Source organism: Acinetobacter sp. AL9, assembly GCF_041464035.1.
Lineage (GTDB): Bacteria > Pseudomonadota > Gammaproteobacteria > Pseudomonadales > Moraxellaceae > Acinetobacter > Acinetobacter towneri.
The window spans coordinates 1-12,355 of the sequence record NZ_JAYFSK010000064.1; the positions used below are offsets into that span (position 1 = coordinate 1).

Annotated in this window: 9 protein-coding genes, 2 tRNA genes and 2 pseudogenes; 8 read left to right on the forward strand and 5 right to left on the reverse strand. The window is 40.6% G+C overall.

The genetic code is table 11. The features are described 5' to 3' along the window. Nucleotides 1-221: 221 nt before the first annotated feature. Together ACEO2X_RS11770 and ACEO2X_RS11775 are read right to left on the reverse strand one after the other, a co-directional pair. A tRNA-Leu gene (locus ACEO2X_RS11770) sits at nt 222-307 on the reverse strand. Nucleotides 308-322: 15 nt separating this feature from the next. Beyond that, nucleotides 323-396: transfer RNA gene (locus ACEO2X_RS11775), tRNA-Cys, on the reverse strand. Nucleotides 397-548: 152 nt separating this feature from the next. Here ACEO2X_RS11775 and folD point away from each other — a divergent pair. Then, nucleotides 549-1,397, forward strand: a complete 849-nt coding sequence (gene folD / locus ACEO2X_RS11780; protein WP_180112164.1) for a bifunctional methylenetetrahydrofolate dehydrogenase/methenyltetrahydrofolate cyclohydrolase FolD — start codon at nt 549-551, stop codon at nt 1,395-1,397. Between the two features lie 270 nt (nt 1,398-1,667). After that, nucleotides 1,668-2,336 (forward strand): methyltransferase, encoded by a 669-nt coding sequence (locus ACEO2X_RS11785; RefSeq protein ID WP_004972140.1) that lies wholly within the window; start codon nt 1,668-1,670, stop codon nt 2,334-2,336. A 39-nt stretch (nt 2,337-2,375) separates the two neighbouring features. Here the strand turns inward: ACEO2X_RS11785 and ACEO2X_RS11790 are convergent, their stop codons facing one another. Together ACEO2X_RS11790 and ACEO2X_RS11795 are read right to left on the reverse strand one after the other, a co-directional pair. Then, nucleotides 2,376-2,810, reverse strand: coding sequence for a hypothetical protein (locus tag ACEO2X_RS11790; protein ID WP_026438295.1), 435 nt, complete (start codon nt 2,808-2,810; stop codon nt 2,376-2,378). 294 nt (nt 2,811-3,104) lie between these two features. Beyond that, nucleotides 3,105-4,934 carry a phosphoenolpyruvate carboxykinase (GTP) gene (locus ACEO2X_RS11795; RefSeq protein WP_004972137.1) on the reverse strand — a complete coding sequence of 610 codons (1,830 nt, stop codon included), beginning with the start codon at nt 4,932-4,934 and terminating at the stop codon, nt 3,105-3,107. A 417-nt stretch (nt 4,935-5,351) separates the two neighbouring features. On the opposite strand from ACEO2X_RS11795, the gene ACEO2X_RS11800 reads away from it, so the two are divergent. The 5 genes and pseudogenes from ACEO2X_RS11800 to ACEO2X_RS11820 form a co-directional block, all read left to right on the forward strand. Beyond that, a complete protein-coding gene (locus tag ACEO2X_RS11800) occupies nt 5,352-6,290 on the forward strand; it encodes a diacylglycerol kinase family protein (RefSeq protein ID WP_004972135.1) in 939 nt (312 codons plus the stop codon). Beyond that, on the forward strand, nt 6,271-7,044 hold the full coding sequence (locus ACEO2X_RS11805) for a metallophosphoesterase (RefSeq protein ID WP_371972066.1): 774 nt from the start codon (nt 6,271-6,273) through the stop codon (nt 7,042-7,044). The genes ACEO2X_RS11800 and ACEO2X_RS11805 overlap by 20 nt, the downstream gene beginning before the upstream one ends. A gap of 185 nt (nt 7,045-7,229) precedes the next feature. Further along, the gene (groES, locus tag ACEO2X_RS11810) at nt 7,230-7,520 is read left to right on the forward strand and encodes a co-chaperone GroES (protein ID WP_004972131.1); all 291 of its coding nucleotides are present in this window, start codon (nt 7,230-7,232) and stop codon (nt 7,518-7,520) included. A gap of 59 nt (nt 7,521-7,579) precedes the next feature. Next, the gene (groL, locus tag ACEO2X_RS11815) at nt 7,580-9,214 is read left to right on the forward strand and encodes a chaperonin GroEL (protein WP_096900991.1); all 1,635 of its coding nucleotides are present in this window, start codon (nt 7,580-7,582) and stop codon (nt 9,212-9,214) included. Between the two features lie 173 nt (nt 9,215-9,387). Then, nucleotides 9,388-9,606: pseudogene (locus ACEO2X_RS11820) on the forward strand (IS4 family transposase); the annotation flags it as partial. Here the strand turns inward: ACEO2X_RS11820 and ACEO2X_RS11825 are convergent. Continuing rightward, a pseudogene (locus ACEO2X_RS11825) lies at nt 9,548-10,244 on the reverse strand (IS5 family transposase). The pseudogenes ACEO2X_RS11820 and ACEO2X_RS11825 sit on opposite strands and share 59 nt — an antisense overlap. Nucleotides 10,245-10,695: 451 nt before the next feature. Between ACEO2X_RS11825 and ACEO2X_RS11830 the strand changes: the two are divergent. Beyond that, on the forward strand, nt 10,696-12,355 hold a 1,660-nt coding region (locus tag ACEO2X_RS11830), incomplete at its 3' end, for a hypothetical protein (RefSeq protein ID WP_371972067.1).

Here is a 12,355-nt window from a genome sequence, read left to right on the forward strand (position 1 = left end):
GAAAGTTGGGTGTATTTCTTCATTGTGTGCTTTCCAATTGCGGGTTGAAAAAGTCTAATGATTCTATGAATACACCTAACTTTTTCAACTAACTACAAATGTGTTGCACTTGAGATTTGAATCTGCGTATTGAATAAAGAGGGGAAAACCTAAAATTTAGGCATAAAAAAACCAGCTTAATGCTGGGTTCTTTATTTGCACCATTTTAATCTATTTTAAAATGGTGCCCGAGGCCAGACTCGAACTGGCACGCTTTGAGGGCGGGGGATTTTAAATCCCCTGTGTCTACCGATTTCACCACTCGGGCATAGTTTTACAAGATTGGAGGCGGAGGTCGGAATCGAACCGGCGTCCACGGAGTTGCAGTCCGCTGCATGACCACTCTGCCACCCCGCCGCGTCTTGTGATGCGTATATTAGCAAGCTCTGAAAAAAAAACAATACTATTAAATGAGCAGATGCACATTAATTCGACATATAGAATAAAATAGTCTAAATAATCATGTATTATTTGCAAAATTGATTCATATCAACATTTGGAGATGTGCCGTGGCATTAATTTTAGACGGTCGTGCATTGGCAAAACAAATTGAAGCTGATCTGTTAACACGTGTAGAAGCGTTAAAAGCAAAATCAGGTCGTACCCCAATTCTAGCGACTATTTTGGTCGGTGATGACGGTGCATCTGCAACTTATGTACGCATGAAGGGCAATGCTTGCCGTCGTGTGGGCATGGATTCTTTAAAAGTAGAATTGCCAACAGAAACCACCACAGAACAATTATTGGCAGAAATTGAAAAATTGAATGCCAATCCTGATGTGCATGGTATTTTGTTGCAACACCCAGTTCCTGCGCAAATTGATGAGCGTGCTTGTTTTGATGCGATTTCACTTGCAAAAGACGTAGATGGTGTGACCTGTTTAGGTTATGGTCGTATGGCAATGGGCGAAGCGGCATACGGTTCTGCAACACCTGCAGGCATTATGACCATCCTGAAAGAAAACAACATTGAAATCGCAGGCAAACATGCCGTTGTTGTGGGGCGTTCGGCAATTTTAGGTAAACCAATGGCTGCGATGCTTCTTGAAGCAAATGCCACAGTGACGATTTGCCATTCACGTACTCAAGATCTTGCAAGTTTTGTGAAACAAGCGGACATTATTGTTGGTGCAGTGGGTAAAGCTGAATTGATTCAAAAAGATTGGATCAAACAAGGTGCTGTAGTTGTTGATGCAGGCTTCCATCCACGTGATGGCGGTGGTGTTGGAGATATCCAATTGCAAGGCATTGAAGAGATTGCTTCTGCATATACGCCTGTACCAGGTGGCGTTGGCCCAATGACGATTACAACTTTGATTCGTCAAACAGTTGAAGCTGCTGAGAAAGCGTTAGGTTGATGAAGACCTCTCCCTAACCCTCTCTTGCGCTTCAATTTAAAAGCAGTGCTTTAAATTTTGCTCAGGAGAGGGGAAATTCATTGTGAAAATAATGGATGCTCCTTCTCTTGCGCCGTATACGGCTCAGGGAGAAGGCTGGGATGAGGGCTTAAAAATTCTCTCCCTAACTCTCCTAAAAAAGAGTGGGGAATTCATTGTAAAAATAATGAATGCTCCCTCTCCTTTAAAAAAGCAGAGGGAACTTTTTAAATTAGAACGAATAAAAATCCAATGAGCTGTACCTTTCAATTTCCTAAAGCCCCTGAACATCTTTTAGATGCTTTACATGATGTAATTCCAAATTGTGAATTACTGGCACAGCAATTGCCTGAAACGCCTATTTCACTTTGGCTTATTCCACCAGTATTTCCTACCGACAAGCTAGATGATGAAGTGATTCGTCGTATTTGGAATGATACGCCGTACTGGATTTTCTGTTGGGCTTCAGGACTTGCAATGGCGCAATGGTTATTGGCAGAACCGCAGCAAGTAAAAAATAAAGTCGTTTTAGACTTTGGTGCAGGTTCGGGCGTGGTGGCGATTGCTGCAAAAATGGCAGGTGCCAAACGGGTAATTTGTTGTGATATTGACCCCATTAGCCTTGCAGCCTGTCGAGCCAATGCTGAATTGAATGATGTGGTGCTTGAATATTTAGATGATCTATACAAAGCAGAACAAGTGGATGTATTGTTGGCTGCCGATGTACTTTATGATCAATGCAATCGCTTTTTTTTAGATGAGTTCTTAAAGTTCGCCCCAGAAGTTTGGGTGGCAGACAGCCGAGTGAAAAACTTTAGTCATCCACAATATATAAAAATAGATGAACGCAGCGCGACCACATGGCCAGATTTGGATGAAGCCAAAGAGTTCCGTAATGTGAGTTTTTATAAGACGCGATAACTCATCACGTCTTATAGGAAGCCAGTTTTGTGGCGCGAATTAATTGCAGCTATAACGCACAATGCGCAGTGTGCTTGGGCGAGCATCTAAGGCCTGACGTGTAGCATAGTTTTCACTGCTATGTAGCTCAGGTGTGTTCGATAAGCCAATAGAGGTGCGGCTTTGCCCAAGTTGGCGACCATACGGGTCTTGTTGGTTGGCTGCAGGATTCACCACTTCATTAATACTTAAAATCCGCAATTGATAAGTTTTATGCGCACCAAGTTCTTTTTGGCAGGCACGCTGTAATTTACTTTCATCGCGCTGTTGGTTTTGACGTCCTGCAAGCGTATAAGCCAATACGGCAGTGCGATCAGTTTTGCTTTCGACTTTATAGCCAACAAAACTATTCTCGTTTTGCTCTGGCAAACTTTGACAAGCGGATAAACCTAACCCAAGTCCCGTCATAGCCAAAATAATCATTGTATTCTTCATGGTTTTATTCATGATCATGTCTCATGTTTTGATGTCATTTCATTCTTGTTTTAAGTATGCCATAGCTGAGTGGACAAAGCATGGCTTTGTTGGTGATGTGGTAGGCTGTCTATATTGGGGGGTGATAAGTGTGTTTTGATGATGTCATGTTTTTACCTTGAATCTTCGTATTATTTAGTATTTACACATCAGCTGGGGATGTTGAAGCTGGAATGTTGATGTTTTTAGCAACTAAAATATTAGGGCAATAAAAAAGGTCACCGAAGTGACCTTTTCTTAGCAATCAGCGTTGAATTACGCAGATTTAACCGCTTCAAGTAAAGCAGCTTGACGTGCTTTCAATGCAGCAGGTAGGCGCTCACCAAGTTTGTTGAATAACTCAGTGTGGCTTTCTAACTCTTTGATCCATTGTTCTTTGTCTTGCGCTGTTACAGTTTCAAATTGCTCTTTAGAGAAATCTAAACCAGTCCAGTTCAATTGCTCATACGTTGGAACAAAACCAATTGGAGTTTCAACAGCTTCTGCACGACCTTCGCAACGATCAATGATCCACTCAAGTACACGCATGTTTTGACCAAAACCAGGCCATACGAAGTTGCCTTCTGCATCACGACGGAACCAGTTTACGTTGTAGATACCTGGTAATTTGTTGCCTGCAGCTTTTGCTTTTTCGCCAACTTTCTCACCCATTTCTAACCAGTGAGAGAAGTAGTCTGCCATGTTGTAACCAGCAAATGGAAGCATTGCAAATGGGTCGCGGCGTACAATACCTTGTTGACCAACGGCTGCTGCAGTAGTTTCAGAACCCATAGTTGCAGCTTTATATACGCCATCTACCCAGTCAAATGCTTCTGAAATTAGAGGCACTGTGTCTGCACGACGACCACCGAAGATGAACGCTGAAATTGGAACACCTGCTGGATTTTCCCAGTCAGCATCAATAGAAGGACATTGACCCGCTGCAACAGTGAAGCGCGCATTTGGATGAGCTGCTTTTTCTGCGCCAGTATGTGGTTGACCTTTCCAGTTGGTTAAGTTTGCAGGAACTTCTTTAGATAGACCTTCCCACCATACTTCGCCGTTGTCAGTCACAGCAACGTTGGTATAAATCACGTCTTTGTGCAGAGTTGCCATACAGTTCGGGTTAGTCTTGGTGTTTGTACCAGGAGCAACACCGAAGAAACCAGCTTCAGGGTTAATTGCATATAAGCGACCATCTTCACCTGGTTTGATCCAAGCAATATCGTCACCTACAGTTTCAATTTTCCAGCCTTCATAACCTGCAGGTGGAATTAACATCGCAAAGTTGGTTTTACCACATGCAGAAGGGAATGCTGCTGCGATGTAGTGTTTTTCGCCTTGTGGATTGGTCACGCCTAAAATAAGCATGTGTTCTGCTAACCAGCCTTGTTCACGGCCCATTGCAGAAGCAATACGAAGCGCTAAGCATTTTTTACCCAATAATGCGTTACCGCCGTAACCAGAACCATACGACCAGATTTCGCGAGTTTCTGGATAATGTACGATGTATTTTTCTTTGTTACATGGCCAAGCAACGTCTTTTTCGCCTTCAGCCAATGGTGCGCCCACAGTGTGTACGCAAGGAACAAATTCGCCATCTGTGCCCAATACGTCATAAACAGCTTTACCCATACGAGCCATTTTAGACATGCTGACAGCAACATAAGGAGAGTCAGTTAATTCAATACCGATGTGCGCAATGTGGCTACCTAATGGGCCCATAGAGAATGGAACCACATACATGGTACGACCAGCCATTGAGCCGTCGAATAAACCGTTTAATTTAGCGCGCATTTCAGCTGGCGCTTCCCAGTTGTTTGTCGCACCAGCATCTTCTTTGTTTTCAGAGCAGATGTAAGTACGGTCTTCAACACGAGCAACGTCAGAAGGATCAGAATTTGCAAGGTACGAACCAGGGTGTTTTTCTTGGTTTAATGCTTGCATGGTGCCGTTAGCGATCATCAAGTCGATTAGACGTTGATATTCTTCTGCGCTACCGTCACACCATTCAATTTTTGCTGGTTTCGTTAACTTTGCAATTTCTTCAACCCATGCAATAAGCTTAGGGTGACGAACGAATTCTGGTGCGTTCACTTGGGTCATGGTGAGGCCTATCTTAAATGTGTACAAGTCGTGTACAAAGTACAATCTGAACGATGGGGTACATGGTTCAGATGAAATATGAAAAAAAAGTGGCTGTATTAAAGCACAAAAACATAAAAAAAATAAGACATAGGCTTGATTTAGCTTTATGTGAAAAATACCCATATAAATAATGAATAACATATATGAAACATGGGCTTACAACTTTTTTGTGTTCTATTTATCATTATTTAAAAAAAATATGGGCATTATTTATTTTAATTATTTTTAATTAAAACATATATTTATAGCTTAAATTTTATAAAGAATGATTATTGATTTAATGAATGGTCATCATTCGATTTTTACATAAAGCTGCTTTTCATTCTGCATCAATTGGTCGAAATTAGAGCAAAAGCTTTAAAATGATTGAAGAAAATGTCGACAACATTACAGCCTTTATCTCTTATTTATAATCAAAAATCAGGATTTCATGCCACACAGCAAGAAGGTGTCTATGAAGAACTGTTGCATGTTTTGTCACAGCATGGTTTTGAAATCCAATTGTTTGAAATGGGTGAAATCGCCAATTTTGATCAACTGATGCAACAGGTGTTAGCACGGCATCAAGCAGCGCAGTTAAGCGGTGTTGTGGTTGCAGCGGGTGGAGATGGTACTTTAAATGCGGTTGCTGCAAAGTTAAAAGGGACATCTATCCCCATGGGTATTTTGCCTTTGGGCACGTTTAATTATGTGGCGCGCTTACTGAATATTCCGCTAGATTTAATTGAAGCAGCGCATGTCATCGCAACTGGCAGTACGCGTGCTGTGCATGTGGCACAAATCAATCAACACATCTATTTAAATAATGCCAGTTTGGGTTTATACCCTTTATTTATTCAAAAACGTGAGCGTTATAACCGTTATTTAGGACGCTTTCCTTTACATGCCTATACCTCGGCTTTAGATGTACTGCTGCGTGACCGTAAAGAATTAAAATTAGAAATAGAGGTCGATACAAAGCGCTATCCGCTGAAAACGCCGCTCATTTTCTTTGGGAATAATCAATTACAACTGTCTGAAATGAATTTACGTATTGCCAAAGCTGCTGCAGCAGGCAAAGTCGCAGGTGTTGCAGTGGCAAAGTCCGATAAATTGACTTTATTTAAAATTCTGTGGCAATTAATTCAGGGGAAGGCTGAGCAAGCCAATGATATGTACAGTTTTGCAGCAGAGCAGGTGGTCATTCATAGTAAACGCCAACAACTGACCGTGGCGCTTGATGGAGAAATTGTCAAAATGCGCCCACCACTGCGTATTTCTGTATTGAAAAATGCATTGAAGATTAAGGTGCCGCATGCTGCTGCATCTGTCTGATTTGCACTTTGGCACTGAAAATGTGGCTTGTATGCAGGCAGTACAACAACTGTGTGCAAGTATGCGACCGGAAGCGGTTGTGGTCAGTGGTGATTTAACCCAACGTGCACGCTATGCACAGTTTTATGCTTGTAAGCATTTTTTAGACAGTTTGAATTTACCGTATTTGGTTGTGCCAGGAAATCACGATATTCCGCTATATCATCTTTGGAATCGTTTTTTTAGTCCGTTTGCGCGGTATCAGTTGTTTTTTGGGCGTATGGAAACAATTTTGGAAACCGCCCATTTTTATGTGATAGGGGTGAACAGTATTCGGCGACGTTTTCATACTCGTGGGCATATTTCTTTGAATCAAATTCAGGAAGTTGAAGCTTTGCTACAAGCTGCGCCCACAAATAAGTTAAAAATTTTGGTGGCGCATCAACCATTTTATACACCACCAGATGATCGTCACGGTATTAAAGATTGCCCAGTGTTGGGGCGAATTGCCTTAGAGCAGTGGAGTAAAAATGGTTTATATGCCTTGCTGCATGGGCATTTACATCAACCCGCAGTATATGACTTAAATCAAATTTATGCCTTAGGCGCAGCGCATCCTGTGCTGGATATTCATGCGGGTACTGCAATTTCATATCGTTTGCATCAAGGTATGCCGAATAGCTTAAATGTATTGTGTAACAATGGTGATGTGCAGCATTACATTTTTGATGCTGAAAAAAAGCAATTTGTGTTGTGGCAACAAAATGCAGAATAAATCACCGATCTAGCCAACTTGTCTAAAAAAACAACAAAAATTGAAAAATTTTTAGCTTTTCCCCTTGAAGCGTTTTTTTCCATCCCCACAACTGTGTCATCTAAAATTTATTTTGATGATGACCAAAGGAATAAATAAGTCGTCATCAGGAATCTGTACATAGACCTAGTCTGATGGAGTTATTTATGAGCAACATTCGTCCATTACATGACCGTGTAGTTATTCGTCGTGTTGAAGAAGAAACAAAAACAGCTGGCGGTATCTTGCTTCCAGGTTCTGCTGCAGAAAAACCAGCCCAAGGTGAAGTGATTGCAGTAGGGAATGGTCAAATCACAGACAATGGCGTGCGCGCTTTAGATGTAAAAGTGGGCGACAAAGTCTTGTTTGGTACTTATGCAGGCACCACAGTTAAAGTAGACGGTGAAGAACTTCTAATTATGAAAGAGTCTGATATTTTAGCGGTACTTGAAGGCTAAGTTCAGAACTCATATTCAAAGCAAATTTGAACATTATTTAAAAATATTTGGAGTTAAACATGTCAGCTAAAGACGTAAAATTTGGTGATTCAGCTCGCACAAAAATGATCGCAGGTGTAAACGTACTTGCAGACGCAGTTAAAGTAACTTTAGGCCCTAAAGGTCGTAACGTAGTGATTGACCGTTCTTTCGGTGCGCCGCACATCACTAAAGATGGTGTATCTGTTGCGAAAGAAATCACCTTGAAAGACAAGTTTGAGAACATGGGTGCTCAGCTTGTACGTGAAGTGTCTAGCAAAACCAATGATATCGCAGGTGACGGTACGACCACTGCAACAGTACTTGCACAAGCCATTTTAAATGAAGGCATCAAATCTGTAACTGCGGGCATGAACCCAATGGATTTGAAACGTGGTATCGACCTTGCTGTAAAGGCAGTCGTTGCAGACATTAGAGCAACGGCTAAACCTGCTTCTGACACGAAAGCGATTGAGCAAGTAGGTTCTATTTCTGCAAACTCGGACACGACTGTGGGCAAGTTAATTGCAGAAGCAATGGAACGCGTTGGTAAAGAAGGCGTAATCACTGTTGAAGAAGGTTCAGGCTTTGAAGACGCGCTTGACGTTGTAGAAGGTATGCAGTTTGACCGCGGTTATATCTCGCCATACTTCGCGAACAAACAAGATACTTTGACTGCAGAACTTGAAAACCCGTTCATTCTTCTTGTTGATAAAAAAATCAGCAACATTCGTGAACTGATTACTGTCCTAGAAGCGGTTGCAAAAACAGGTAAGCCTCTTCTGATCATCGCTGAAGATGTTGAAGGCGAAGCGCTGGCAACGCTTGTTGTGAACAACATGCGTGGCATCATCAAAGTATGTGCGGTGAAAGCGCCTGGTTTTGGTGATCGTCGTAAAGCAATGCTTCAAGATATTGCAATCTTGACAGGCGGTACGGTTATTTCTGAAGAAATTGGTATGTCTTTGGAGCAAACATCACTAGAGCATTTGGGTAGCGCGCACAAAGTTACAGTCTCTAAAGAAAACACCGTGATTGTGGATGGTGCTGGTGATGCAAATCAGATTTCTGAGCGTGTTCAGCAAATCCGTGCGCAAATCGAAGAATCTACTTCTGAATATGACAAAGAAAAACTTCAAGAACGTGTTGCTAAATTAGCAGGCGGTGTAGCAGTCATCAAAATTGGTGCTGCAACTGAAGTTGAAATGAAAGAGAAGAAAGACCGTGTGGATGATGCGCTTCACGCAACTCGTGCTGCGGTTGAAGAAGGTGTTGTTGCGGGTGGTGGTGTTGCACTGGTACGTGCTGCATCTGCACTTGATGGTCTGACTGGTGCTAACGATGACCAAAACGTAGGTATCAACATTCTTCGTCGTGCAATCGAAGCTCCGCTTCGTCAAATCGTAGCCAATGCTGGTGATGAGCCATCTGTAGTAATCAATGCTGTGAAGAACGGTGAAGGTAACTATGGTTATAATGCTGCGACTGGTGAATATGGCGACATGCTGGAAATGGGTATTCTTGACCCTGCAAAAGTAACTCGTTCTGCACTTGAGCATGCAGCGTCTGTTGCTGGCTTAATGTTAACCACGGAATGTATGATTACTGAAATTCCAGAAGACAAGCCAGCAATGCCAGATATGGGTGGCATGGGCGGTATGGGCGGAATGATGTAATCTGCTTATCCTGTTGGTAGTTCTTTGTAATTTATAGATTTATTTATTGTATTTTTATAAATTACTCACATTGTTACTCACAAAATATTTTGTTGTAAAAAAAGGTCGCTATTTTTAGCGACCTTTTTTATTTTATTGCTCTTAAAGGGTATCAATATACATTTCCGTGCTGTTTCTGTTGGTGCTATTTAACAGGTGAATGGCAACATGATCGAAAAAAAGCGATAAAAATAAAGAAGCATGGACGACTTTCAGTAAGTTTATTTCGCTACGGTTTGGACTATGTTCAAATGGCTATTCTACGTTTGATTGGTTTTGGAAAAAAAGAAGAATTTAAGAAAGTGCTAGCAATTTTAAGAAACAAAAAGCCTGATAGGACAAGGGCCCTATGAAATTTGTCGTGTACAGAGATAAATTCCAATCCATATGATTATTGTTGGACTGCGTATTTGACTTTCGGGGAATATTGGCTTTTGTATTCGTCGCGCTTATTTGCTCTCGTAGTGGTTCAGAATCATAACCCTTATCTGCACATAAGACATCAGTTTCTTCCAAATCTAATTTTTCAACTAGCTCAGGCGCAACTTTAACATCATGTGTTGTTCCATTCGTGATGATAATTTCAATTGGATTACCATAAGAATCAACGGCTAAATGTATTTTTGAACTATTCCCACCAATGCTTTTTGAGATAGCTTGATCTTTTAATCAAGCAGAGTGTATGTGCTCTGATATGAGAACCATCAATAATAATCCACGCTTTATCTGTATGTTTACTGATTAATTTAAATATCTTCATCAGCTTATTGTGTTTAGACCAACGACTATATTTTTTGAATATCGAATTTGGATTGCCAAAATCTGGTGGTAAATCTCGCTATGGGCAACCTGTTCTAATTCGATAAAGAATAGCTTCAATAAAATTTCGAAGATTTCGTATGAGATAAATATCAAAATTACGCATGAGGAGCATCGCTCCGCAAGATTCTAACTTTGACCAGTGTTGATCATTCAGCATTGTGCGAGGCATAGCGAGTAGTGAATTTGGTTTGGAGATTGAATTTTACTTACTCGCTATTTTTTATACAGCAAATGTCAACAGACCCTAATTAACCTTAGCATTTTTAAATCAATTTTTGATTGATAAAGTTATTGGTTATTAAAATATTATTCTATTAAAAATTTATTTGTTTCAATATGTTAGTTGGTTGTAAGAACATATTTTCTTTTTATTTCAAATAAATCTGTATTTTTAATCAAATTTTAATTGATAAAATTTTAAAGTAAAATTACAATCGGCAACATAGGGGTGTCTAGATTGTTTGTTCTATATCAGTTTTGTATGAAACGAGTAAGTGATCTAGGCCAATAACTCAAGCGATACGACAGCTCTCTGGGCTTTACAATTCCAAATCTAGAACTGGAATGTAATTGCTTAGTGATATTAAAAGTTTATGCTTCAAAAATAGGATGTCTTTTTTATGAAAAAATCTTTTCAATTATCAGCAGTAGCAATTGCAATTGCTGCATCTAGTTCAGTCATGGCAGATGTAATAGATACAGCAGTAACACCATCTTTTGATACAGATGCATTAATGAGTGTGACGGCAACTACTGTGAATGCAGGCCAATTATTTGTTGCTGGTCAGGATGTGGGTTCTACTCTTGCGCAAAATACAACTGACATTTCAATCAATACCAATACCATCAATCAGGAAATTACAGATCGCCAAATAGGTGATGCATTAATTACCGCAGGTATTGCAACGAATGTGACAACGGCTCAATTAAATGCGACAGATGCAACTGTAACAGGGACATTGACCGCAAGTGCTGTAAACATTGTGAATGCAAATAGCCTTGGAGTACCAAATACAAGTACATCAACCTCGGGTATTTCAACAACGCAAAAATATAATGCTGGTACAATTGCTGGCATCGCTGATGATGTATATAAAATTACTGAACAAGATCCAAGCACTGGTACATTGACTGATAAATACTATACTAAATCATCTGTAGTTGATCCTGTTACTGGAAAATACACATACACAAAAGTTGAGTTAGATGCTAGTCAAAAAGCAGCATTACCTTTTACAGGTAATAAGACTGGTCAGACATTAAATGACACAAAAATAGAAGATGTTATTGCAAGTCAATCAACAATTAATGGTCAGAAAGTTGATTTTTCTAATAGCAAAACTCGTGATACCACAGTTGATATTAAAGGTGACTTATTACAAATTGATCCAGTAACAGGCAATCGTATTCCTGGACAAGATGAAGTTGCTAATGGTCAGGCGTTATCTAACCAAGTTAAGTTAGAAGAAAATCGTGCTGCAATTGGTATCTTGGATCGTGATGGCAATCCACAAACACAAGATGAGTATTATGGTGTTAACACTGTTAAAACCATTTATGATGAACCAACAAAAACTCGTACATCTGGTGATACAACGATTGAAGGTGATTCAATTGTCTTAACTTCAACAACTACAGTTGATGGTACATTAACTGGAACAAAAACAACTTCTGTAAATGCATCAGGTATCACAACAAGCCGTATCAATGGCAATGGTGCAAATGGTGCTCTCGTATTACACGGCGGTACAAACTCAACCACACAAACTTTAGATGACAATGGCGTTAAATTTGTTACTACTGATGCAAGTGGTACTGTAACAGGTACAACTACGATTGCAGCAGACGGTACACTTACAGTTCAAGGTGTAAATGTTACTGGTGAGATTGCAGCAAATACAGCAGCGATTGCTCAAGAAGTTACTGATCGTATTCAGGGTGATGCTGATACTTTAGCAGCAGCGAATACTCATACTGACAATATTGCAACAGTATTACGTGGTGAAGCAGCAGCAGAAACTGTACGTGTAAATGGCGAGTTACAAGCAGCATCTGATGACCGTGCAGCAATTCGTACTGAGTTTGCAGCAGCAGACACAACTTTGCAAAACAATATTGATGCAGAAGCAGCGACTCGTGAAGCCGCAGACAATGCAGCAACAACTGACCGTGCAGCAATTCGTACTGAGTTTGCAGCAGCAGACACAACTTTGCAAAACAATATTGATGCAGAAGCAGCGACTCGTGAAGCCGCAGACAATGCAGCAACAACTGACCGTG